The sequence below is a fragment of the Vibrio sp. McD22-P3 genome (assembly GCF_021568915.1).
Classification (GTDB): domain Bacteria; phylum Pseudomonadota; class Gammaproteobacteria; order Enterobacterales; family Vibrionaceae; genus Vibrio; species Vibrio mediterranei.
The window spans coordinates 60,749-86,761 of record NZ_JAKGTN010000009.1 but is presented as its reverse complement, the minus strand read 5'-3'; the positions used below and the strand labels follow the sequence as shown (position 1 = coordinate 86,761).

At 45.1% G+C, this 26,013-nt stretch carries 19 protein-coding genes; all 19 read left to right on the top strand.

Annotation, left to right across the window (positions count from 1 at the left end):
• Positions 1–8 precede the first annotated feature (8 nt).
• Complete coding sequence (gene ftsL, locus L2W36_RS12230; protein WP_006072704.1) at positions 9–329, top strand: cell division protein FtsL; 321 nt, start codon at positions 9–11, stop codon at positions 327–329.
• Positions 326–2,062 carry a peptidoglycan glycosyltransferase FtsI gene (locus L2W36_RS12225; protein WP_006072706.1) on the top strand — a complete coding sequence of 579 codons (1,737 nt, stop codon included), beginning with the start codon at positions 326–328 and terminating at the stop codon, positions 2,060–2,062. The genes ftsL and L2W36_RS12225 overlap by 4 nt, the downstream gene beginning before the upstream one ends.
• Before the next feature lie 9 nt (positions 2,063–2,071).
• Positions 2,072–3,571, top strand: coding sequence for a UDP-N-acetylmuramoyl-L-alanyl-D-glutamate--2,6-diaminopimelate ligase (gene murE, locus L2W36_RS12220; protein WP_236110170.1), 1,500 nt, complete (start codon positions 2,072–2,074; stop codon positions 3,569–3,571).
• Complete coding sequence (locus tag L2W36_RS12215; protein WP_236110169.1) at positions 3,568–4,932, top strand: UDP-N-acetylmuramoyl-tripeptide--D-alanyl-D-alanine ligase; 1,365 nt, start codon at positions 3,568–3,570, stop codon at positions 4,930–4,932. The genes murE and L2W36_RS12215 overlap by 4 nt, the downstream gene beginning before the upstream one ends.
• Positions 4,929–6,011 carry a phospho-N-acetylmuramoyl-pentapeptide-transferase gene (gene mraY, locus L2W36_RS12210; RefSeq protein ID WP_006072711.1) on the top strand — a complete coding sequence of 361 codons (1,083 nt, stop codon included), beginning with the start codon at positions 4,929–4,931 and terminating at the stop codon, positions 6,009–6,011. The genes L2W36_RS12215 and mraY overlap by 4 nt, the downstream gene beginning before the upstream one ends.
• Before the next feature lie 23 nt (positions 6,012–6,034).
• Positions 6,035–7,363 (top strand): UDP-N-acetylmuramoyl-L-alanine--D-glutamate ligase, encoded by a 1,329-nt coding sequence (gene murD / locus L2W36_RS12205; protein WP_236110168.1) that lies wholly within the window; start codon positions 6,035–6,037, stop codon positions 7,361–7,363.
• Positions 7,364–7,377: 14 nt separating this feature from the next.
• Positions 7,378–8,604, top strand: a complete 1,227-nt coding sequence (gene ftsW, locus L2W36_RS12200; RefSeq protein WP_236110167.1) for a cell division protein FtsW — start codon at positions 7,378–7,380, stop codon at positions 8,602–8,604.
• Positions 8,591–9,652, top strand: a complete 1,062-nt coding sequence (murG, locus tag L2W36_RS12195; RefSeq protein WP_031494213.1) for an undecaprenyldiphospho-muramoylpentapeptide beta-N-acetylglucosaminyltransferase — start codon at positions 8,591–8,593, stop codon at positions 9,650–9,652. The genes ftsW and murG overlap by 14 nt, the downstream gene beginning before the upstream one ends.
• Positions 9,653–9,670: 18 nt before the next feature.
• Entirely contained in the window at positions 9,671–11,131 is a 1,461-nt protein-coding gene (gene murC, locus L2W36_RS12190; protein WP_006072717.1) for a UDP-N-acetylmuramate--L-alanine ligase, read from the top strand.
• Between the two features lie 233 nt (positions 11,132–11,364).
• Entirely contained in the window at positions 11,365–12,159 is a 795-nt protein-coding gene (locus L2W36_RS12185; RefSeq protein WP_006072718.1) for a cell division protein FtsQ/DivIB, read from the top strand.
• 110 nt (positions 12,160–12,269) lie between these two features.
• Positions 12,270–13,532 (top strand): cell division protein FtsA, encoded by a 1,263-nt coding sequence (gene ftsA / locus L2W36_RS12180; protein ID WP_236110166.1) that lies wholly within the window; start codon positions 12,270–12,272, stop codon positions 13,530–13,532.
• A 29-nt stretch (positions 13,533–13,561) separates the two neighbouring features.
• On the top strand, positions 13,562–14,791 hold the full coding sequence (gene ftsZ, locus L2W36_RS12175) for a cell division protein FtsZ (protein ID WP_031495612.1): 1,230 nt from the start codon (positions 13,562–13,564) through the stop codon (positions 14,789–14,791).
• 99 nt (positions 14,792–14,890) lie between these two features.
• Entirely contained in the window at positions 14,891–15,808 is a 918-nt protein-coding gene (gene lpxC, locus L2W36_RS12170) for a UDP-3-O-acyl-N-acetylglucosamine deacetylase (protein WP_031494089.1), read from the top strand.
• A 497-nt stretch (positions 15,809–16,305) separates the two neighbouring features.
• On the top strand, positions 16,306–19,038 hold the full coding sequence (gene secA / locus L2W36_RS12165; protein ID WP_236110165.1) for a preprotein translocase subunit SecA: 2,733 nt from the start codon (positions 16,306–16,308) through the stop codon (positions 19,036–19,038).
• An 87-nt stretch (positions 19,039–19,125) separates the two neighbouring features.
• Positions 19,126–19,524 (top strand): 8-oxo-dGTP diphosphatase MutT, encoded by a 399-nt coding sequence (mutT, locus tag L2W36_RS12160; RefSeq protein WP_236110164.1) that lies wholly within the window; start codon positions 19,126–19,128, stop codon positions 19,522–19,524.
• A 75-nt stretch (positions 19,525–19,599) separates the two neighbouring features.
• Positions 19,600–20,409: a 4-hydroxy-tetrahydrodipicolinate reductase gene (gene dapB, locus L2W36_RS12155; RefSeq protein WP_006075634.1), complete on the top strand. Its 810-nt coding sequence runs from the start codon at positions 19,600–19,602 to the stop codon at positions 20,407–20,409.
• A 545-nt stretch (positions 20,410–20,954) separates the two neighbouring features.
• On the top strand, positions 20,955–22,094 hold the full coding sequence (gene carA, locus L2W36_RS12150; RefSeq protein ID WP_062459866.1) for a glutamine-hydrolyzing carbamoyl-phosphate synthase small subunit: 1,140 nt from the start codon (positions 20,955–20,957) through the stop codon (positions 22,092–22,094).
• Positions 22,095–22,110: 16 nt separating this feature from the next.
• Entirely contained in the window at positions 22,111–25,335 is a 3,225-nt protein-coding gene (gene carB / locus L2W36_RS12145; RefSeq protein WP_006072883.1) for a carbamoyl-phosphate synthase large subunit, read from the top strand.
• Between the two features lie 169 nt (positions 25,336–25,504).
• Positions 25,505–26,002: a porin family protein gene (locus L2W36_RS12140; protein ID WP_236110163.1), complete on the top strand. Its 498-nt coding sequence runs from the start codon at positions 25,505–25,507 to the stop codon at positions 26,000–26,002.
• Positions 26,003–26,013: the final 11 nt, after the last annotated feature.

Genomic DNA, 26,013 nt, shown 5'->3' with positions numbered 1-26,013 from the left:
ACAAGTGGATGTCTAACGAGCCAAAACACAACTTAGCCAAACTCATCGGGATAGATATCATAACGGTGGGTCGAGTACCTTTAATGGTATTGCTATTAATATTCGCGTCAGCGATGGGGGTCGTCTTTGCTACTCACCATACTCGCCAGGCAATTAACCAAAAAGATGTGGCGCTCCAAGAGCGTGAAAGGCTTGATAATGAATGGCGCAACTTACTTCTTGAAGAAAATGCGTTGTCTGAACATAGTCGAGTCCAAGCGATGGCAAAGCAAGAACTGGATATGAAGCGTCCTGATGCTGACAAGGAAGTAGTGGTTTCCCTGAAATGAAAGGCAAAAAAGTTGTAAAACCCTCCAACAAGAAGAAAAGTACACAAACTGCGGAAGCTCCAACGTTGATTGCATGGCGCTTTCGTCTCATCTTAGGTTGTGTGTTATTAATCTTCACTGCACTGGTAGCCAGAATCGGCTATATCCAAGTTATCGAACCGGATAACTTAATCAAGCAAGGCGATTTACGTTCGGTTCGCGTTAAAGCACTTCCCTCTGCCCGCGGCATTATTTCAGATCGCAATGGCGAGCCCTTGGCGGTCAGCGTTCCAGTTCAAGCGGTATGGGCAGATCCTGCTACGATATTTAAAGATAATGGTTTGGCAAAACTTGACCGTTGGCATGCCCTAGCGGATGTACTTGGTCTTGACCGACAGGCCCTTATCAATAAGATTGAGAAAAATAAAACTCGCCGCTTTATCTATCTGCAACGCCAAGTCAGCCCTGCCATGGCAAAGTACATCAAGGAACTCAAACTCTCAGGAGTAGGACTGAAAGCGGAATCTCGCCGCTATTACCCTGCTGGTGAAGTTAGCGCGCATTTAGTTGGGGTTACTGGGATTGATGGTCATGGTCTCGAAGGGGTGGAACGCAGCTATGATAAATGGCTGACAGGTGAGGCGGGTAAACGAATTATTCGTAAAGACCGTTATGGTCGAGTCGTAGAAAATATCTCTCTAGAGGAGCGCGAAGAAGGTAAGCCGCTCGAACTTACTATTGACCAGCGTTTGCAAGCGATTGCTTATCGCGCAGTAAAACAAGCCGTTGCTGATTACCGCGCGACCTCAGGCAGTGCAGTGATTATCGATGTGAAGACTGGCGGTGTGTTGGCTATGGTCAATGCGCCATCATACAACCCTAATAATCGCTCCTCTCGTCAATCCTTTACCATGCGTAACCGAGTGATAACCGATGCGATGGAACCGGGCTCGACTGTTAAACCGTTTGTTGTGTTAGCCGCTTTAGAAGCGGGTGTAGCCGATGAAAATACCGTGATTGATACCGGTAATGGCATCATGCAAATTGGTGGGAGTCGTGTTCGTGATACTTCAAAAGTTGGTAAGGCTAACTTGGCGAAGATTCTTCAAAAGTCCAGTAACATCGGTGTGGCTAAGCTTGCGTTGGAAATGCCACTGCAAGAACTATTGGGAATGTATAGTTCGATCGGTTTTGGCCAGCTTTCTGGGTTGAACTTAGTCGGTGAAACCACCGGTATTTTCCCTAACCGTCGCCGTTGGTCTCAATTTGAAATTGCTACACTTGCCTTCGGCTATGGTATTTCGATTACTCCACTGCAATTAGCGCATGCCTATGCGACATTAGGTAATGGCGGGTTGTATCAACCAGTGCATATTATCGAGAATAACCAGCAAGATTTATCGAAGCAGGTCATAGACCATCACTACGCGGTTGAAGTATTACACATGCTAGAAGCGGTAACTCAACCTGGTGGTACAGCGACGCGTGCTGCCGTTCCTGGGTATCGTGTTGCAGCCAAAACAGGTACATCACGAAAAGCAGCCGCTGGTGGCTATAGTGACGAATACGTGGCAATTACTTCGGGTGTTGCTCCTGTGAGTGACCCTCGCATTGCGCTTGTTGTGGTGATTAACGAACCACAAGGTGATCAGTATTATGGTGGTGCTGTTGCAGGCCCAGTATTCTCAGAAATTATGAAAGGCTCGCTGCAAATATTAAATGTAGCGCCTGATGAAAATCAGTTTCAAAAATAGGTGAAAACAATGTTGACCTCTTTGACATTGGCAAAACTGCTAAAACCTTGGATTAGCGAAATGGAAAGCTCAGTGAGCTACTTGTCACTTGATGACATAGTCGTTTCCAATTTGGAATTAGATAGCCGGGCTATTAAACAAGGCGATAGCTTCGTTGCGATCATTGGTCATACTGTCGATGGCCGTCTGTTTATCGAAAGAGCAGTGCAAGCAGGCGCTACGTCTGTGCTGGCTCAAGCAGACAGTGAGCATAAGCATGGCGAAGTGACCTATATTGGTGAAGTGCCAATTATCCATCTCTACCAACTCGACACGCTGCTTTCTGTCATCGCGGCACGCCTATATCAATATCAGCAACAAGTCATTGGTGTAACTGGGACGAATGGCAAAACCACCATCACCCAGCTTATTGCTCAATGGATTGATTTACTCGGTGATAAAGCCGCTATTATGGGCACGACGGGCAATGGCTTCTTAGATCAGCTTGAAGAGGCAAAAAACACCACAGGCAGTGCCATTGATGTACAGCGAATCTTAGCAAAGTTAGATCAGCAAGGTGCGAACTATACAGCGATGGAAGTGTCTTCTCACGGCTTAGTTCAAGGTCGCGTTGCCGCTGTGCCATTTAAGTTAGGTATTTTTACCAATCTGAGCCGTGATCATCTCGATTATCATGGCACAATGGAAGGATACGAAGCCGCCAAGAAGCTCCTGTTTACCGGCCATCATTGTGAACATGCGGTTCTCAATATTGATGATGTCGTTGGTCGCCGTTGGTTGACGGAACGAAGTGATGCCATCGCGGTGTCTGTGGAAGGACGTCAAGAAGGTAAAAGAGGGCTGTGGGCAACAACAGTAGAATACAGCGATAGCGGAATCTCACTTGAATTCGATGGTTACTTTGGGCAAGGCAATCTGCATGCACCACTGATTGGTCAATTTAACGCTAGCAATCTCATGTTGGCGTTTGCGTCGTTATTAGCGCTTGGCTTTGATATCGACCATCTGCAACAAACTGCGCCGAAACTGCAACCAGTGCTTGGCAGAATGGAACTATTCCAATCCACCAATAAACCTAAAATAGTTGTCGACTATGCTCACACTCCCGATGCTCTTGAAAAAGCGCTGTTGGCGTTGCGAGTACATTGTGAAGGTAAACTTTGGGTGATTGTCGGCTGCGGTGGTGATCGAGATAAAGGTAAACGACCAATGATGGCGGCGATCGCTGAACGCTTAGCTGACCACGTTATTCTTAGTGATGATAATCCTCGAAGTGAAGACCCTGCTGCTATTGTCGAAGATATGTTGGCCGGTATGAGCCAACCGCAAGCTGCTATTGTTGAACACAAACGGTTTGATGCGGCGCAGGTGGCGATGAACCAAGCTGAGGCATCGGACATTATTTTACTCGCCGGTAAAGGTCATGAAGACTATCAGGTTGTTGGTACCGAAACGGTGCATTACTCAGACAGAGAATCGGCCGCAACATTATTGGGACTTACATTATGATTGCATTAACACTATCTGACATTGCCAATATTGTTGAAGGTACGCAGAGTGGCGGTGAGGTTCAAATCCTAGAAGTCACGACAGATACTCGTGCGATTCAGTCTGGAGCACTGTTTATTGCGTTAGTCGGTGAGCGCTTTGATGCTCACGATTTTTGCCAGCAAGCTGCTGATAAAGGTGCCGCCGCACTTATTGTTGAACGTCAACTTGATATCGATATTCCGCAGGTTATCGTTGCAGATAGTAAAGTTGCACTTGGCTTATTAGGCGCTGAAGTGCATCGTCGTTGTGGTACAAAAACTCTTGCCATCACTGGTAGCTGTGGCAAAACCACAGTAAAAGAGATGGTGGCGAGTGTCTTATCTGGCCTTGGACAAGTGCTCTATACGGCTGGCAACTTCAATAATGATATTGGCGTCCCACTGACATTACTTCGCAGCACACCACAAGATGACTTTTCTGTTATCGAACTAGGTGCGAATCATATTGGCGAGATTGCTTACACCACGGCGCTGGTGAAACCTGATATTGCCATGGTTAATAATGTGGCAGAAGCGCACCTAGAGGGCTTTGGTTCTCTTGATGGCGTGAAAACTGCGAAAGGTGAAATTTACCAGGGTCTCACAGCCAACGGGACAGCGCTGATCAATCTCGATAGCCAAGGTGAGTCGATTTGGTCAGAAGTTTTACAAGATAAAAACCTTATAACGTTCTCTAAACAAAACACTAACGCCGATTTTTATGGCTCTGACATAGCGATGTCATCAGAGGGCTATCCGTTATTTACACTGCACACACCTATCGGCAATGTCGAATTGCAGTTGTCATTGCTAGGTGAGCATAATGTGGCGAATGCCGTTGCTGCTAGTGCTTTGGCGATTCAATGTGGTGCGACCTTAGAGCAAATCAAAATAGGTTTGCAATCGCTAAGTAAGGTTAAACGTCGAGTTGATGTCGAAAAACTTACTGAGCACATTACCTTAATTGATGACAGCTATAACGCCAGTGTGCCTGCGATGAAAGCGGCGGTTGACTTACTTGCACAGTTTAAGCAAGGGCAGCGCTGGTTGATTCTGGGTAATATGGCAGAATTGGGGCATGAAAGTCTTGCACTTCACAAAGAAGTCGGACAACATGCTGCTCCTTTCGCATTTGAACATGTTTTGACCTATGGTGAAGATGCGAAGGTTATCAGTGACCTATGTGGTGGTATGCATTTTCAGAGTCACGACAGCATGCTTGAATATATCGAGCGCAATTTAACACAGCTAAACCAGACCTCTCATACCTTATTGGTGAAAGGGGCACTAAGTGCAGGCATGTACACCATTGCTAATGCACTGAAGGAGACTTACACATGATTATTTGGCTTGCGGAATTACTACAGCCATACTTTTCTTTTTTTCGACTGTTTGAATACCTGTCATTCAGAGCCATAGTCAGTGTGTTAACCGCTTTAGGGTTGTCCTTATGGATGGGACCTAAAATGATTGCTCGCCTGCAAATGTTGCAAATCGGTCAAGTTGTTCGTAACGAAGGTCCTGAATCGCACTTTAGTAAGCGCGGAACGCCAACCATGGGCGGCGTGATGATCTTGTTTGCGATTACATTAACAGTGTTGTTGTGGTCTGACCTAAGCAATCCTTATGTTTGGGCTGTATTGGTTGTTTTACTTGGCTACGGCGCAGTGGGTTTTGTCGACGATTATCGCAAAGTTGTCCGTAAGAACACTGATGGTTTGATTGCTCGTTGGAAGTATTTTTGGCAGTCAGTTATCGCTCTGTTCGTGGCTTTCGCTTTATATGCTCATGGACAAGATACGGCTGCAACTCAGCTGGTTGTGCCTTTCTTCAAAGACGTAATGCCGCAGATGGGGCTGTTTTATATCGTCTTCACCTATTTTGTTATTGTAGGTACAAGTAACGCTGTAAACCTAACGGATGGTTTGGATGGCTTGGCTATTATGCCGACAGTACTTGTAGCGGCGGGTTTTGCGGTTATTGCTTGGGCTACGGGCAACGTTAACTTCGCTAACTACCTACATATTCCTTATATCCCATATACCTCAGAGTTGGTCGTTGTATGTACCGCAATGGTTGGTGCTGGCCTTGGTTTCCTTTGGTTTAACACGTATCCAGCACAAGTGTTTATGGGTGATGTTGGCTCACTGGCACTTGGTGGTGCACTTGGTGTGATTGCGGTGTTGGTTCGTCAAGAGTTTGTGCTTGTTATTATGGGCGGTGTATTCGTAATGGAAACGCTGTCGGTTATTCTTCAGGTAGGTTCATACAAACTGCGTGGCCAGCGTATTTTCCGTATGGCGCCTATTCACCACCACTACGAGCTAAAAGGATGGCCGGAACCACGTGTTATTGTTCGTTTTTGGATTATTTCAATCGTACTAGTTCTTATTGGATTAGCCACTCTTAAAGTACGTTAGAAACGCAGTAGGACAATCAGTTCATGGATTCTTGGCAAGACATAAAGCAAGTCGTTGTAGTTGGGCTCGGTATTACCGGGCTCTCTGTCGTTAATCATGTTAGTAAAAACCATCCTGACGTGACTGTTCGTGTGATGGACAGTAGGGAGAACCCTCCCGGTGCTGAGCAGTTGCCAGAAGGTGCAGAACTGCATGCTGGAAGCTTTAATACTGAGTGGTTGAGTCAAGCAGACCTAATTGTTTGCAACCCTGGTATTGCTTTGGCAACACCAGAAATTCAGCAAGCACTGGACAAAGGTATTCGCGTTGTTGGCGATATCGAACTGTTTGCGTGGGCAAATACCAAGCCTGTTATTGCTATTACGGGCTCTAACGGTAAAAGTACAGTGACCGATTTAACAGGGGCAATGGCCAAAGCTGCGGGTATCAACGTCGGTGTTGGCGGTAATATTGGTGTTCCTGCTTTAGATTTGCTGGAACTGAATGCCGACTTGTATGTCCTAGAATTATCTAGCTTCCAACTCGAAACAACCTATTCTCTAAAAACCAAAGTATCGACATTTTTGAATCTGTCCGAAGATCATATGGATCGCTACCATGGGATGGAAGATTATGCACAAGCGAAACGACGTATTTTCTTCAATGCAGAACATGCTTTGGTGAATCGTGATGAGCCAGAGACTTCCCCTGAGCTGGCCGGGCTTCCTGTAGCAACGTTTGGTTTTAATGAGCAAGACTTCGGTATGCGTGAAATCGACGGACAAGTCTGGCTAGTCGATAACGGTGAAACCATTATTTCCACCGACCAACTTCGTTTGGTTGGCAAGCACAATTGGTCCAATGCGCTGGTGGCCTGTGCATTGCTCAAACTGAGCGGTATCAACTACCGAAAAGGTTTGGCGTGTTTGGCTGCGTACACTGGTTTGAGTCATCGTTGCCAAGTGGTTGCAGATGAAAAGGGCGTCAAGTGGGTGAATGATTCCAAGGCTACAAACGTGGCGAGCACACTTGCGGCGTTATCTGGCTTAACCTTAGAGGGTAAACTGTATCTTTTGGTAGGTGGCGTTGGCAAAGGCGCTGACTTTTCTGAGTTAGCCAAACCACTGTCTGAGCTGAATGTGAAGTTGTGCTGTTTTGGGAGAGATGGTGAGGAGTTCATGGCCTTGCATCCATCGGCGGTTCGATATGACACGCTCAACAATGTCCTAACCGATATTACACCCGAACTGCAAAAGGGTGATATGGTTATGTTATCTCCAGCTTGTGCAAGCTTTGATCAGTTTGCCAATTTTATGGCTCGTGGAGATGACTTTACCCAGCTGGCTCAGCAATTTTCAAAACAAGTTAGTTAAACGGACTCGCTACTATGTTCCATCAATTTCGACAAAGGGTAACAGGTTGGTTTTCACATCCAGCTCCTGATGCCTTCTACGATAGACAGTTAGTGTGGTTAGCGTTTGCATTGATGATTACCGGCTTGGTTATGGTAACATCGGCTTCTTTTCCTATTAGTTCAAGACTCACTGACCAACCATTCCACTTCATGTTTCGACATGCGATTTTCTTGGTGCTAGCGCTTGGGACATCGTCCATTGTTCTGCAAGTTCCAACGGAAAAATGGTTTCGTTACAGTACTTATTTGCTTGCGCTGTCGATATTTCTTCTGGTCGTCGTATTGGCCGTCGGGAAGTCGGTTAATGGTGCTTCGCGCTGGATCCCTCTTGGGCTCTTTAACCTGCAGCCCGCTGAAGTCGCTAAGTTGTCACTGTTCATTTTCATGTCGAGCTATCTAGTTCGCAAGCAAGATGAGGTAAGGCAATCCTTCTTTGGCGGCTTTATCAAACCTATCATGGTGTTTACTACCTTTGCTATTTTGTTGCTTGGTCAGCCTGACTTAGGAACCGTGGTGGTAATGTTGGTGACCCTATTTGGTATGCTGTTTATAGCGGGCGCAAAGCTGTCTCAGTTTATCGCGTTATTGGTAGCTGGTGTTGGTGCGGTTATTGCCCTGATCTTGGTGGAGCCCTATCGTGTTCGCCGAGTGACATCTTTCCTTGACCCATGGGAAGACCCTTTCGGAAGTGGCTACCAGCTAACACAATCATTGATGGCGTTCGGCCGCGGTAATTTGATGGGGCAAGGGTTAGGTAACTCGGTGCAAAAATTGGAGTACCTGCCTGAAGCGCATACTGACTTCGTATTTGCGGTTTTAGCTGAAGAGTTAGGTTTTATTGGTGTGCTTCTCGTGTTGATGTTGGTGTTTGCTTTGGTGATTAAAGCTCTGTACATCGGCAAGCGTGCCTTTGAGAAGAAGCAACTGTTTGGGGGCTATCTCTCTTTTGCCATCGGAATTTGGTTTGCTTTTCAAACGTTAGTCAACGTTGGTGCTGCCGCTGGTATGGTTCCTACCAAAGGTTTGACATTGCCCTTAATCAGTTATGGTGGCTCCAGTCTTATAATTATGTCCGTTGCGGTGTCGATACTGCTACGTATCGACCACGAATGCCGTCTGTTACCAGACATAGATGAACCTACACCTCAGGAAGCGCCTCCTGAGAAAGACAAGAAAAAAGCCAAAGATGAAAAAGAATAAACGTTTGATGGTGATGGCTGGTGGTACTGGTGGTCACGTGTTTCCAGGGCTTGCTGTTGCGCATCGACTACAAGAACAAGGTTGGGAGATTCGCTGGTTAGGAACGGCTGATCGTATGGAAGCCGACTTGGTTCCCAAGCATGGTATTGAGATCGATTTCATTAAAGTGAAAGGTCTTCGAGGACAAGGAATTACCAAGCTTATGAAAGCGCCATTTCAGATATTTAGCGCTATATTACAGGCTAGAAAGCACCTAAAAAAATGGCAACCGGATGCCGTGCTAGGCATGGGTGGTTATGTGAGTGGCCCTGGTGGTATTGCGGCTTGGACCATGGGCATTCCAGTTGTATTACACGAACAAAATGGTGTAGCGGGATTAACCAATCAATGGTTGTCGAAAATTGCCAAGAAAGTATTCCAGGCGTTCCCTGGTGCATTCCCTAACGCTGAAGTAGTTGGGAACCCAGTAAGACAAGATTTAATTGATACTGAAGAACCGCAACAGAGACTTGAAGGCCGCGAAGGTGATATTCGTATTCTTGTCATGGGTGGCAGTCAAGGTGCACGTATTTTAAACCAGACGCTACCTCCCGTAATGGCAAAGCTTGGTTCAGGCTACACAATCCGTCATCAAGCGGGTAAAGGTAATAGCGAAGAAGTGGCTGAGCTATATCGCTCCAATGCAGTTGACAATGCAGACGTTACTGAGTTTATCGACGATGTTGCCCAAGCCTATCGTTGGGCTGACCTAGTAATTTGTCGCTCTGGTGCTTTGACTGTCTCTGAACTAGCTGCGGTCGGCGTAGGCGCAATATTTATTCCATTTATGCACAAAGATCGGCAGCAAGCACTTAATGGTGATCACCTAGTGCACAGTGGCGCTGCCTATATGATTGAACAGCCGGATTTAACGGTAGAAAAATTGGCGCAACAGGTAAAACAGCTCGATCGACTGCAACTACTAGAGCTTGCGAAGAATGCACGAAAAGCCGCTAAACTTGATGCAGATACACGCGTCGCCCAAGAAATTATCGAATTAACAAAATAGATTGACGAGATTTAATCCATGACACAGCAACATACTCAAGACCTAGCACAAATACGGGCCCTGATACCTGAAATGAGACGAGTGAAGTGTATTCACTTTGTCGGAATTGGTGGTGCTGGCATGAGTGGTATCGCAGAGGTACTGCTTAATGAAGGCTATCAGATTACCGGTTCAGATCTTGCTGAAAATGCTGTGACAGAGCGTCTGACTCAAAAAGGTGCCACTGTCTATATTGGCCATCAGGCGAGCAATATTGAAAATGCAAGTGTGGTAGTGGTGTCTACGGCTATCGATCCAGAAAACCAAGAATTAGTTGCTGCAAAAGAGCTGAGAATTCCTGTAGTTCGCCGTGCTGAAATGCTAGCGGAACTGATGCGTTTTAGACATGGGATCGCTGTGGCTGGTACGCACGGTAAAACCACGACGACTGCACTGGTTACTCAGATTTATTCGGAAGCTGGAATGGATCCGACGTTTGTTAACGGTGGCTTGGTAAAAAGTGCTGGTACTAATGCTCGATTAGGCTCAAGCCGAATATTGATCGCTGAAGCGGATGAAAGTGATGCGTCTTTCCTTCACCTGCAACCGATGGTGAGTATTGTGACTAATATTGAAGCTGACCATATGGATACCTATGGTGGAGACTTTGATACGCTAAAACAAACCTTTATCGATTTCTTACATAACCTGCCTTTCTACGGTCAGGCGGTGATGTGTGTTGACGATCCGGTAGTTCGTGAATTGATTCCAAGTGTTAGTCGTCAAGTGATTACTTATGGTTTTTCTGATGATGCAGATGTGCGAATTGAGAACTATCGTCAAGACGGCCAGCAAGGTAAATTCACGGTTGTCAGAAAAGGCCGAGAGAACTTAGAAATTACTCTAAATATTCCAGGTCAACATAATGCTCTTAATGCAGCGGCGGCGATTGCTGTTGCAACGGAAGATAATATTGCCGATGAAGCTATCGTTAACGCCATGTTAGGGACTGAAGGTACTGGCCGACGCTTTGAGCACCTTGGTGAGTTTGAAACAGGTAACGGTAAAGTGATGCTAGTGGATGACTACGGCCATCACCCAACAGAAGTGGATGTTACGATTAAAGCGGCGCGCAATGGCTGGGCTGAAAAACGCTTAGTGATGATTTTCCAACCTCATCGATATAGTCGTACTCGCGATTTATATGATGACTTTGCCAATGTGCTGGAACAAGTTGATGTTTTAGTGATGTTGGATGTTTATTCGGCAGGAGAGGCTCCGATTGCTGGGGCTGATGGACGCTCACTATGTCGTACTATTCGTACAAGAGGTAAGTTGGATCCTGTTTTTGTTCCAGACGTGAATGCGTTACCATCTGTTTTATCGAATCTTTTGCAAGAAGGCGACCTTCTTCTGACGCAAGGTGCTGGTGATATCGGTAAAGTAGCCAGAAAGCTAGAGCAGATGAAGTTAGATATCCAGCTAATGCAGAATAGTTAGCAACGTCAGTTCAATTAGTAAAAAACTTAACTGTTCGACCGAGCTATCGAGAATTTTGATCGCTTAGTCGAACATTTTTGTTATTTCAATGTGTAAAAGCCGATATTTCTTAGGTTCAGTGTTTGATAGTTTGATATTCATTAGTATAATCCTAAGGTTAACAATATTAGATTAGACTCTTATTCCACTATCTTAAGGAAAGGCGAAGAGAAGTTAATAAAGGACCAAAGAGTTTGACTGAAACTTCAGAGAGCAGTGCAGAATCAACGCGTCGAATTACCTTGTTTTCTAAACATGGGGTCGGGGCTGTTTTTTTATTAGCTGTAATCACCGTAATAGGTTCAACACTTTATTCCACCATTAGCTGGATGTGGGACGACCAGCGCCTCCCTTTATCAAAGATAGTGTTGCAGGGCGATTTGACTCATGTAACTGCCAAGGATGTGCAACACGCATTTGCCAACCTTGAACACATTGGCACTTTTATGTCTCAAGACATCAATGTGCTGCAGCAAAGTGTCGAGCAAATCCCTTGGGTATCTCAGGCCTCCGTTCGCAAACAATGGCCAGATACAGTAAAAGTCTTTCTGACAGAGCATCAAGCTAGTGCCATCTGGAATGGTATTGATATGTTAGACACAAACGGTGTTGTGTTTAGCGGTGATGTGTCGGCAATTGAAGAGCAGAAAGTAAAACTTTATGGGCCAAAAGGCACTGAGTTACAAGTACTTCAAACTTATCGAGACAGCAACGGGCAATTAGCACCGCTTGGGTTATCCATATCATCATTGGTACTGAACGAACGCCGAGCTTGGCAAGTTATTTTGGACAACGGTATCCGTTTAGAGTTGGGTAAAGACTCGATGCAGGAGCGCTTGGAGCGCTTTATTTCGCTTTATCGAAAGTTGGGCGATCAAGTCTCTAAAATTAGTTATATCGACTTAAGATATGATACCGGCGCTGCGGTTGGCTGGTTCCCTGCGGAAGAGGCTGGAACCGCTCACGCAGAGAGCAAAAAAGTAGGATGACTGGTATTACGTATCGGTAGAGCAATTTATCGATACCTAAGTTCAGTTTGGACATTGAGCAACAAGATTGTTCGCTGGAAATTGAAATATCTATAACAAAGAGAGTACAGATGACGAAGACCACGGATGACAATATTATTGTCGGTCTTGATATAGGCACTGCAACTGTATCTGCGTTGGTCGGTGAAGTATTACCCGACGGTCAGGTCAATATCATTGGTGCTGGCTCCAGTCCTTCTCGAGGCATGGACAAAGGCGGTGTAAACGACCTAGAGTCAGTGGTTAAATCCGTGCAGCGTGCGATCGATCAAGCTGAGTTGATGGCAGAATGCCAGATTAGCAATGTATTTATTTCTCTTTCAGGCAAGCATATTGCGAGTCGAATTGAAAAAGGCATGGGAACCATTTCTGAGGAAGAAGTGTCACAGGATGATATGGACCGAGCGATTCATACCGCGAAATCCATTAAAATTGGTGATGAACAACGTATTCTTCATGTGATTCCTCAGGAATTTACCATAGACTATCAAGAAGGGATAAAAAATCCGCTTGGCTTGTCTGGTGTTCGAATGGAAGTGAGTGTTCATCTGATTTCTTGTCACAATGATATGGCAAGAAATATCATCAAGGCCGTTGAGCGTTGTGGATTAAAGGTAGAGCAGTTGGTTTTCTCTGGATTAGCTTCCAGTAACGCTGTTATTACTGAAGATGAACGAGAGCTGGGCGTTTGTGTCGTAGACATTGGCGCGGGAACCATGGATGTCGCTATTTGGACCGGTGGTGCACTTCGACATACAGAAGTGTTCTCTTATGCTGGTAATGCGGTGACCAGTGATATTGCATTTGCATTTGGTACACCTCTTAGTGATGCAGAAGAAATAAAAGTAAAGTATGGTTGTGCTCTAAGCGAACTAGTGAGCAAAGATGATACAGTTAACGTTCCAAGCGTTGGTGGTCGACCTTCTCGTAGTTTGCAACGCCAAACATTGGCAGAAGTTATAGAACCACGCTATACAGAGTTAATGGGACTAGTAAATCAAACCATTGATAATGTTCAAGCTAAACTAAGAGAGAATGGTGTAAAACATCATCTAGCAGCAGGCGTGGTCTTAACGGGCGGCGCAGCACAAATTGAAGGGGTTGTGGAGTGTGCAGAGCGCGTCTTCCGCAATCAGGTTCGTGTAGGCAAGCCTTTAGAGGTTAGCGGTCTCACGGACTATGTAAAGGAGCCGTATCATTCTACGGCCGTTGGATTACTTCATTACGCAAGAGACAGTCAGATCAATGACGACAATGATTATAACGAACCAAAACGTCAATCGGTGTCGACAATCTTTGGAAAGTTGCGTAATTGGATACAAAAAGAGTTTTAACCTGAGTTGCAGGAAAACGGAGATAACAAATGTTTGAACCGATGATGGAAATGTCTGACGAAGCAGTCATTAAAGTAGTTGGAGTCGGCGGTGGCGGTGGTAACGCTGTAGAACACATGGTTCGTGAGTCAATCGAAGGGGTTGATTTCATTAGTGTGAATACGGATGCTCAGGCACTTCGCAAAACGAGTATTAGTCACGTCATTCAAATCGGCGGCGATATTACAAAAGGCTTGGGTGCGGGTGCAAACCCACAAGTTGGACGTGATGCAGCTCTCGAAGATAAAGAAAGAATTAAAGAAAGCATTACTGGCGCCGATATGGTATTTATCGCAGCTGGTATGGGTGGTGGTACCGGAACCGGTGCAGCTCCCGTTATTGCTGAAGTAGCGAAAGAGCTTGGTATTCTTACTGTTGCGGTGGTGACTAAACCATTTAGCTTCGAGGGTAAAAAGCGTCTTGCATTTGCAGAACAGGGTATTGAAGAGCTATCAAAGCATGTTGACTCTTTAATCACTATTCCAAATGAAAAGCTACTTAAAGTACTAGGTCGTGGTGTTACGCTTTTAGAAGCCTTTGCAAGTGCGAACGATGTTCTTAAGAATGCCGTTCAAGGTATTGCAGAGCTAATTACTCGCCCAGGCATGATTAACGTCGACTTTGCGGACGTACGTACTGTGATGTCTGAGATGGGTCATGCGATGATGGGTAGCGGTGTTGCTAAAGGCGAAGACCGTGCAGAAGAAGCCGCTGAAATGGCAATTTCTAGCCCGCTTCTAGAAGATATCGATCTTGCTGGTGCTCGTGGTGTTCTAGTGAACATTACTGCTGGTCTGGATATGCGTTTAGACGAGTTTGAAACAGTCGGTAATACAGTGAAGGCTTTTGCTTCTGATAATGCAACAGTGGTAATTGGTACTTCGCTAGACCCTGATATGAGCGACGAAATTCGCGTGACTGTGGTTGCTACTGGTATCGGTAATGAACGCAAACCTGACATCACGCTTGTTGCAGGTGGTAAAACACCAGTAACAGCAAGTCAGCCACAACAACAAACGCAAGCTCCAGCTGCGAAAGTTGAAGAGAAAGTGGCACAAACTTTGCCTGTAAATAGTCAGGACAAGGTTGAAGTGAACACACCGAGTCATTCGGGATCAAATGCACCTGCATCTGGCGCGAATACTAGTGCTGCACCTAAACCTGAAAAGGAAAGTGGCTACTTAGATATTCCAGCATTTTTGCGTCGTCAAGCAGACTAAGCTGTCTGCTTAAATTTGACACAGCTCAAAAATCTGGTAGGATTCGCGGTTGCTTACATAATCAACCGTGATTTGTAGCGTTGAAGAAGAGGTTTGTAGATGATCAGACAACGTACGCTTAAAGAAATAGTGACTACTGTAGGAGTGGGTCTCCACTCTGGCCGTAAAGTAACACTAACTTTGCGTCCAGCGGCTGCTAATACTGGTGTCGTTTACCGTCGTACTGACGTGAATCCGCCTGTGGATTTTCCTGCGGATCCTCTTTCTGTGCGCGACACAATGCTATGTACTGCGCTTGTTAATGATGACGGTGTTCGTATTTCAACAGTCGAGCACTTGAATGCAGCATTAGCGGGTATGGGCATTGATAACATCATCGTTGAAGTTGATGCGCCTGAAATCCCTATTATGGATGGCAGTGCAAGCCCGTTTGTATACTTGCTACAACAAGCCGGCATCGAAACTCAGAATGCACCAAAACGTTTCATCCGTATCAAGAAACCAGTGCGTTTCGAAGATGGTGATAAGTGGGCAGAGCTTCGTCCATACAACGGTTTCCGTATGGATTTCGAGATTGAGTTCAACCACCCTGCAATTGATGCTGACGAACAGCGTCTGCAGTTTGATTTCTCGTCGCAAGGCTTTATTAAAGATATCGCTCGAGCTCGTACTTTTGGTTTCATGCGTGACATCGAGTACCTACAATCACAAAATCTTGTGTTAGGTGGTAGCTTCGATAATGCTATCGTTCTTGATGAATACCGTATTCTTAACGAAGAGGGTCTTCGTTTCGATAATGAGTTTGTTACTCACAAAGTGTTGGATGCGATTGGCGATCTCTATATGGCTGGTCACGCGATTGTTGGTGAGTTCTCTGCGTATAAATCGGGTCATGGTCTAAATAACCAACTACTGCGTGCGGTATTGGCAGACCAAGAAGCGTGGGAATGGGCCACATTCGAAGAGCAAGCTGGTTCTCCAGTTGCTTTTGCAGAACCAAACATGGTTCTTGCTTAAAAAACTACTAGTGTTTAAAAAAAACCAGACCTTGAGTCTGGTTTTTTTATGCCTATTAAACAGTGAAGTGGCAGTTTGTTGCCTGTTGAACTTTACTTAACAGTGGCAAAGATCTGCAGTGGATCTTCGTGATCTTGCAGTTTGGCTGCTTTAAATGAAACTCGCTGTGCAGTTTAAGTTTTCACTTTTGATGTATGCTGCCGCTATCTCCGTTTAGAAATATCCGCCACAATGCTGCGCTGAATGCGGCTTTATATTACAAAACTTCCAAACACATCAAACTAATTACTGTTAGTTTGTATTGAAGCTTGGTTGTTAGGGCAAAAATTCCTTAAACTATGTGCCATTAATTGGTATATCTGCCTTGAAATTTAACAGCTTGAACTCAATATCAGTTGGTATAGATTTTATCTCAGTTAGGTCAGTAGACCCTAGTCGAGACGGAAGGCAATTTTAATAGGTCGATATGATCTAATGGTAGAGAGAATAAAAACACAATGATTACTAACCTACTGACAAAGGTCATCGGTAGTCGTAACGACAGAACACTGCGTCGACTAAGAAAAATCGTAAAGCAGATCAATAACTACGAGCCACAGTTCGAAGCATTGTCTGACGAAGAACTGAAAGCAAAAACAGTAGAGTTTCGTGAGCGATTGGATAAAGGTGAAAACCTAGACCAACTTCTGCCAGAAGCATTTGCTACAGTTCGTGAAGCGTCTAAACGTGTCTTCGGGATGCGCCATTTCGACGTTCAGCTTATCGGTGGTATGGTGTTGAACTCTGGTCAAATTGCAGAGATGCGTACTGGTGAAGGTAAAACGCTAACAGCAACTTTGCCTGCTTATCTAAATGCTCTACCTGGCGAAGGCGTTCACATCGTAACTGTGAATGACTACTTAGCAAAACGCGATGCTGAAACAAACCGCGCTCTATTTGAATTCCTAGGCATGAGTGTTGGCGTGAACGTGCCAAACATGCACCCGCAAGAAAAGAAAGAAGCTTATCAAGCGGACATTCTATACGGTACCAACAACGAATTTGGTTTTGACTACCTACGTGACAACATGGCTTTCCGTGTGGAAGACCGAGTTCAGCGTGAGCGATTCTTTGCTGTTGTCGATGAAGTGGACTCAATTTTAATTGATGAAGCTCGTACTCCACTTATTATTTCAGGTCCTGCTGAAGACAGTTCAGAGCTATATACACGTATTAACACGTTAATTCCTCAGCTTGAACAACAAGATCAAGAAGACTCAGAAGAGTACCGTGGTGATGGTCACTACACGGTTGATGAAAAATCAAAACAGGTTCACTTAACCGAAACAGGTCAGGAGTTTGTTGAAGAACTATTGATCAAGAATGGTTTGATGGAAGAGGGTGACACACTTTACTCGCCAACCAATATTAGCCTATTGCATCACGTGAACGCAGCCCTTCGTGCTCATGTTTTATTTGAGAAAAACGTTGACTATATCGTTAACGAGCAAGGCGAAGTGGTTATCGTTGATGAGCATACTGGTCGTACTATGCCAGGCCGTCGTTGGTCTGAAGGTCTTCACCAAGCTGTTGAAGCGAAAGAAGGGGTGAAGATTCAAAACGAAAACCAAACACTTGCTTCTATTACGTTCCAGAACTACTTCCGTCTTTATGAAAAACTGTCGGGTATGACAGGTACGGCAGATACTGAAGCGTTTGAGTTCCAGTCTATCTATGGTTTAGAAACAGTTGTTATCCCAACCAATAAACCAATGGTTCGTGATGACATGGCTGATGTGGTTTATCGTACTGAAGTTGAAAAATTCAACGCGATTATCGAAGACATTAAAGAGCGCAGTGCAAAAGGTCAGCCTATTCTGGTTGGTACGGTTTCGATTGAGAAGTCAGAGCTGTTATCTAATGCGTTGAAGCAAGCTAAGATCAAGCACAACGTTCTTAACGCGAAGTTCCACGAACGCGAAGCTGAAATCGTTGCTGAAGCGGGTACGCCAGGTGCAGTAACTATCGCAACTAACATGGCGGGTCGTGGTACCGATATCGTGTTAGGTGGCAGCTGGCAGTCTAAAGTTGAACAGATTTCTGAGCCTACGCAAGAGCAAATCGATGCCATTAAAGCAGAATGGAAAGTGATTCATGATCAAGTTCTTGCTGCTGGTGGTCTACATATCATTGGTACAGAGCGTCATGAATCTCGCCGTATCGATAACCAGTTACGTGGTCGTTCTGGTCGTCAAGGTGATGCTGGTTCATCTCGTTTCTATCTATCAATGGAAGATCAACTACTCCGTATATTCACTTCTGATCGTATGGCTAGCCTTATCCAAAGTGGTATGGACGAAGGTGAAGCGATTGAAAGTAAGATGCTATCACGCTCTATTGAGAAAGCTCAGCGTAAAGTGGAAGGTCGTAACTTCGATATCCGTAAGCAATTGCTTGAGTTTGATGACGTGGCCAATGACCAGCGTAAAGTTGTCTACGAGCTTCGTGATGAATTAATGACGGCAGAAGACATCAGTGAAATGCTTGAGCAAAACCGTGCTGATGTGTTCACTTCTGTTATCGATGAGTACATCCCACCTCAATCTCTAGAAGATATGTGGGATATCGAGGGTCTAGAAGAACGTCTGAAGAATGACTTCGATTTAGAGCTTCCAATCAAAACTTGGCTTGATGAAGATGACAAGCTCTATGAAGAAGCACTTCGTGAGAAAATCCTTGATACAGCAGTAACGATTTATCAACAGAAAGAAGAAACTGTTGGTGCACAAGTACTTCGTAACTTTGAAAAATCGGTCATGCTGCAGACTCTAGATACGCTATGGAAAGAGCATCTAGCGGCTATGGATCATCTACGTCAAGGTATTCACCTTCGTGGTTATGCTCAGAAGAACCCGAAACAAGAATACAAGCGTGAGTCGTTTGAGTTGTTTGAGCAACTGTTGGATTCTCTGAAATTTGACGTGATCACTATACTTTCAAAAGTACGCGTGCAACAGCAAGAAGAAGTTGAGCGTATGGAAGCTCAGCGTCAAGCGCAAGCAGAGGCAGCAGCAGCAAAAGCGCATGCTCAACACGCGGATGCTGAGAACCAACTTGCTGATCACTCAGAAGAGTCTGGTGATGATTCACAACAGCCTATGGTTCGTGAAGAACGTAAGGTTGGGCGCAATGAACCATGTCCTTGTGGATCTGGTAAGAAATACAAACAATGCCATGGTAAGATTAACTAAACCATGATGTAAAAATGAAGAGTCGCATTATGCGGCTCTTTTTTTAATCTGAATTTACGAGAAACACAGAAATAGGTGGGGAAAAACGTGAAGCGAGTTCATATCGTTGCCGCAATTATCTTTAATCAAGATAAGTCGCAAATCTATATCACTAAACGTCCTGATAATCTTCACAAAGGCGGCTTTTGGGAGTTTCCTGGGGGTAAAGTTGAGGTAGGAGAATCAGTCGGCGAGGCGATAACTCGTGAGCTGTTCGAAGAGATCGACATAAAAGTTAAAGAGTTTGAGTTGTTCGAGCACCTACTTCATGACTACCCAGAAAAATCGTTGGAGTTTGATTTTATCTCGGTGACGTCGTTTGACAATGAACCATACGGAAAAGAGGGACAGGAAGGCTGTTGGGTAAATATTTCCGATTTACCGAATTATGCATTCCCCGAAGCGAATGTACCCATCCTAAATAAAGTGGTCGAAAAATACCGTTAAAATCTGTAACGACTCTGGTAGCCCTAGTGTCTTTGCGTTACATTGGTAGCAACATAAACAACGGAGAATAACGCAATGGTAAGAATTGCGATTGCAGGAGCAGCGGGCCGTATGGGTCGCAACCTAGTGAAAGCAACGTTTCACAACAATCAGGCTGAAGTAGGCGCAGGTTCTGAACGCCCAGAGTCATCTTTAGTTGGTGTTGATGTTGGTGAATTGTGTGGTGAAGGGCGATTTGACGTCGCTTTGGTGGATGATCTTAACAAGTCTATTGATGACTTTGACGTTATCATCGATTTCACCGCGCCAAAAAGTACCCTTGCGAATCTAGAGCTATGTAAACAGCATGGCAAAAAAATGGTGATTGGTACAACTGGCTTTAGCGAAGAAGAGAAGGCGATCATCGATGAGGCTGCTCAGTCTGTGCCAGTGGTTATGGCGCCGAACTACAGCGTAGGGGTTAACCTTGTCTTTAAGCTTCTTGAGAAAGCGGCGAAAGTTATGGGCGATTACTGCGACATCGAAATTGTTGAAGCACATCACCGCCATAAAGTAGATGCTCCATCTGGTACTGCTATCGGTATGGGAGAAGCGATTGCAGGCGCAATGGGTAATGAACTCAACGATGTAGCCGTCTATGCTCGTGAAGGCATCACTGGTGAGCGTACTCGTGACGAAATTGGCTTTGCTACGATTCGAGCTGGCGATATTGTTGGTGAACATACCGCTATGTTTGCTGATATTGGTGAGCGCGTCGAGATTACCCACAAAGCGACCGATCGCATGACGTTTGCCAATGGGGCCGTTAAAGCTGCAGTATGGCTCAATGATAAGCCTGCGGGCTTTTATACCATGACTGAAGTTCTCGGTCTCGATAGCATTTAACGAAAAGCGCCAGTCGGCGCTTTTTTTATATCTCATGGCGTCGAATCTCAAAGTTCAATTGTTTTACATAATTATTCTCAAGGTCAGTATTGTTCTAGGGTATGAATAGCCATCTCGCCAAATCGACCAAAAACACAATAACTGTACAAAATAAATGGATTTATGTGTTAATTTTGTAGCTTTGAGATAAAAACTGTCTCTTATGTCTTGTTTTTATATGTTAACTTGTTTCGGTTAACGTTTGCGTAGTTATGAGGTAAAAATTGCGGGGTTGTTATTAACTTTGCTAGCACGAAAAACTATGCGGAATCATAACTGATTGATTTTTGCTCTTGAAATGTGTTTTTTTGAGGGTTTAGAGTAAAAAAATGGTCAATGGCGATAAAATTTAATTTTATTTTTCGGCAGTTGTTGACACTTGTCACGGGCATCATTAGAATACCGCCAATTTGTCTGAACTACCTAAAAGCGCTTATTTATAGCGAAGAGGAAGGCAAATCTGCAATTTAATTTAAAATTTATGCATTTTTATTCTGGAGGTTGTCTTGAGTAAATCAGCACTGTTAGTCCTAGAAGATGGGACAGTGTTCCACGGTGTTTCCATTGGAGCAGATGGTTTATCCGTTGGTGAAGTTGTTTTTAATACCTCGATGACGGGGTACCAAGAAATCCTCACTGATCCTTCCTATTCTCAACAGATCGTAACTCTTACTTATCCTCACATTGGCAATACTGGTACTAATAAAGAAGACGAAGAGTCTTCAGCAATCCACGCACAAGGCCTTGTGATTCGCGATCTTCCTCTTATCGCATCAAACTTCCGTAACGAACAATCCCTTTCAGACTATCTCAAGTCTCAGAACATCGTTGGTATCGCTGATATCGATACACGTAAGCTGACTCGCCTTCTTCGTGAAAAAGGTGCGCAGAACGGTTGTATCGTAGCGGGCGATAACCTAGATGAAGCTCTGGCACTTGCTAAAGCAAAAGAATTCCCTGGCTTGAAAGGTATGGATCTTGCGAAAGAGGTTACAACAAAAGAAACGTATCAATGGAAACAAGGTTCGTGGACGCTCGAGGGTGGACTTCCTGAAGCGAAAGACGACAGTGAATTGCCATATCACGTTGTTGCCTACGACTTCGGTGCCAAGCGTAACATCTTGCGCATGCTTGTTGACCGCGGCTGCCGCCTAACGGTGGTTCCAGCGCAAACTTCAGCAGAAGAAGTGCTCGCGCTTAACCCAGATGGCGTGTTCCTATCGAACGGCCCTGGCGACCCAGCACCTTGTACTTACGCTATTGAGGCAACTAAGACTTTCCTAGATAACGGACTGCCTATCTTCGGTATCTGTCTGGGTCACCAAATTTTGGCGCTAGCATCAGGTGCACAAACTGTGAAAATGAAGTTTGGCCACCACGGTGCCAACCATCCGGTAAAAGATCTCGATCGCAATGTAGTGATGATTACCTCTCAGAACCACGGTTTTGCTGCTGATGAAGAGACGTTACCTGAAAACCTGCGTGCGACGCACAAGTCTCTATTTGACGGGACGCTTCAAGGTATCCATCGCACTGATAAGCCGGCATTTAGCTTCCAAGGTCACCCTGAAGCAAGCCCAGGTCCACACGATGCTGCACCATTGTTTGACCACTTCATTGAACTGATTAAAAAACACAAAGCGTAATTCGGAGTAGTTGAGAATGCCAAAACGTACTGACATTAAAAGTATTCTAATTCTTGGTGCTGGCCCGATTGTTATCGGTCAGGCTTGTGAGTTTGACTATTCTGGCGCACAAGCGTGTAAAGCGCTACGTGAAGAAGGTTATCGAGTTATCCTAGTGAACTCGAACCCTGCAACAATCATGACTGACCCGGATATGGCGGATGCGACGTACATCGAACCTATTCAGTGGGAAGTTGTTCGTAACATCATCGCTAAAGAACGTCCTGACGCGGTTCTACCTACAATGGGTGGTCAAACCGCGCTGAACTGTGCACTTGACCTAGAGAAGCACGGCGTACTTGAAGAGTTCGGTGTGGAAATGATTGGTGCAACGGCCGACGCTATCGATAAAGCAGAAGACCGTTCTCGCTTCGATAAAGCGATGAAATCAATTGGCCTAGAATGTCCACGCGCTGATACTGCGAAAACTATGGAAGAAGCGTACGCGGTTCTTGATATGGTTGGCTTCCCTTGTATCATTCGTCCTTCTTTCACTATGGGTGGTACTGGTGGCGGTATCGCATATAACAAAGAAGAATTCGAAGAAATCTGTCGCCGTGGTTTAGACCTTTCCCCAACGAACGAACTTCTTATCGATGAATCACTTATCGGTTGGAAAGAATACGAAATGGAAGTGGTTCGTGACAAAGCGGACAACTGCATTATCGTTTGTGCGATTGAAAACTTCGACCCAATGGGTATCCACACGGGTGACTCAATCACAGTCGCACCAGCGCAAACGCTGACAGATAAAGAATATCAATTAATGCGTAACGCTTCTCTAGCGGTACTGCGTGAGATTGGTGTTGAAACAGGTGGTTCAAACGTTCAGTTTGGTATCAACCCGAAAGATGGCCGTATGGTTATCATCGAGATGAACCCACGTGTATCTCGCTCTTCTGCTCTAGCGTCTAAAGCAACGGGTTTCCCTATCGCCAAGATTGCAGCGAAACTAGCGGTTGGCTTCACACTAGATGAACTGATGAACGATATCACGGGTGGTGCAACACCAGCATCGTTCGAACCAACTATCGACTACGTAGTGACCAAGATTCCTCGTTTCAACTTCGAGAAGTTTGCTGGCGCTAACGACCGTCTAACAACACAGATGAAGTCAGTTGGTGAGGTAATGGCGATTGGTCGTAACCAACAAGAGTCGCTACAAAAAGCGCTTCGTGGCCTAGAAGTTGGCGCGACTGGCTTTGACGAAATGGTTGACCTTGATGCTCCAGATGCATTGTCTAAAATCCGCCACGAGCTGAAAGAAGCTGGTGCTGAGCGTATTTGGTATATCGCTGACGCATTCCGTGCTGGTCTATCTGTAGATGGTGTCTTCAACCTGACACAAATCGACCGTTGGTTCCTAGTTCAAATCGAAGAGATTGTGAAACTAGAGCAAGAGTTGCGATCGAAAGGCTTTGCAGGTCTTGATAAGCAAGAGCTAAACAAGCTTAAGCGTAAAGGTTTTGCTGATGCGCGCCTATCTAAGATTCTAGGTGTAGCGGAAAGCGAAATTCGTCGCCTACGTGACCAATACGATATCCATCCAGTTTACAAGCGCGTTGATACTTGTGCGGCTGAGTTCTCTTCTGATACCGCTTACATGTACTCCTCTTATGATGACGAATGTGAGGCGAATCCAACAGATAAAGACAAAATAATGATCCTAGGTGGCGGTCCAAACCGTATTGGCCAAGGTATCGAATTTGATTACTGTTGTGTACACGCGTCTCTAGCACTACGCGAAGACGGTTACGAGACCATCATGGTTAACTGTAACCCAGAAACGGTTTCTACTGACTACGATACGTCTGACCGTTTGTACTTCGAACCAGTTACACTGGAAGATGTATTGGCTATCGCTCGAGTAGAGAAACCGAAAGGCGTAATCGTTCAGTACGGTGGTCAAACGCCTCTGAAACTGGCTCGTGCTTTAGAAGCTGCTGGTGTGCCAATCATTGGTACTAGCCCTGACGCTATCGACCGTGCAGAAGACCGTGAGCGTTTCCAAGTAGCGGTAGACCGTCTTGGCCTTCTACAACCAGAAAACGCAACAGTAACGACAATGGAGCAAGCGGTAGAGAAATCTCGCGAAATCGGCTTCCCATTGGTTGTTCGTCCATCGTATGTACTAGGTGGTCGCGCAATGGAAATCGTTTATGACGAGCAAGACCTACGTCGTTACTTCAACGAAGCTGTGAGTGTTTCGAACGAGTCTCCTGTGCTACTAGATAGCTTCCTAGACGACGCCGTTGAAGTTGACATCGATGCACTATGTGACGGTGAGCGAGTGGTTATCGGCGGTATTATGGAGCATATCGAACAAGCAGGTGTTCACTCTGGTGACTCAGCATGTTCACTTCCTGCATACACGCTAAGCCAAGAAATCCAAGATACAATGCGTGAGCAAGTTGAAAAGCTAGCGTTTGAGTTGGGTGTTCGTGGTCTAATGAACACTCAGTTTGCGGTTAAGAACAACAAGGTTTACTTGATTGAAGTTAATCCACGTGCCGCGCGTACCGTTCCGTTTGTATCGAAAGCAACAGGTGCACCTATTGCTAAGATTGCTGCTCGTGTTATGGCGGGTCAATCTCTAGAGTCGCAAGGCTTTACTAAAGAGATTATTCCTCCTTACTACTCAGTGAAAGAAGTGGTACTGCCATTCAACAAGTTCCCTGGCGTTGACCCACTATTAGGTCCAGAAATGCGTTCCACTGGTGAGGTAATGGGTGTCGGTGCGACATTTGCTGAAGCTTATGCGAAAGCAGAGCTAGGTTGCGGCAATGTTTACCCTGAAGGTGGTCGTGCGCTACTGTCTGTTCGTGAAGGTGATAAAGAACGCGTAGTTGACCTAGCTTCTAAGCTAACTAAGCTTGGCTACCAACTAGATGCAACACACGGTACAGCAGTAATCTTAGGTGAAGCAGGTATCAACCCTCGTCTTGTAAACAAAGTACACGAAGGTCGTCCACATATCCTAGACCGTATCAAGAACAACGAGTACACCTACATCGTTAACACGGCTGCAGGTCGTCAAGCGATTGAGGACTCAAAAGTTCTACGTCGTGGCGCGCTAGCGGAGAAAGTGAACTACACCACAACGCTAAATGCAGCGTTTGCAACCTGTATGTCTCATACCGCAGATGCGAAGTCGACAGTGACATCGGTTCAAGAGCTTCACGCACAAGTAAAAAGTGCTTAATAGATAAAAACTAAGAAGTAGGTCTAGCGCCTGCCTTTTAGACAACCTCATTGCCCGCTCATTTGAGCGGGCTTTTTTTTGTGTCGCATTCTTTATTCAGAGAGTGTTTTTTAAACAATTCTTTTAGCCGTTATATTCCTACTCCTAATTAGAACGTAGGAAATTAGCAGTGAAAATTAAACATACTTTATCCATATTAATGGCAGCAATGACATTATCTTTTTCAGCTTCGGCTGACGATAGTTTTTACCTAGGTACCATATTTAATACGGTGCGAGCATCGGATGAGAGCGTTAACAAATCGACTTCCAATATTAGTAATTTAGGACTTCAGGCCGGGTACTCATTCAATCAGCATTTTGCCCTTGAGGGGCGATATTTCTATACACTCAATCGTTCAAGTTCTTTGCCTCAACACCAGTCGCAAATTTATGCCAAAGCAAGCTATCCACTCAGTGACACTTTTTCGATCTACGCCTTAGCTGGGGTCAACTTTGCGAAAGAATATTCCGCAAGTAGTCAAACTAAAGGGTATTTTTCGGGAGGTGCCGGTGTCTCTTATACCTTTACGGATAAACTTAAAGGGTCATTAGAATATGTCTCTTTAGCTCAAAGCAAGTTTTATAAAGGTAATGCTGTCAATATCGGCTTAAGTTACTGCTTCTAATTAATTCCTTA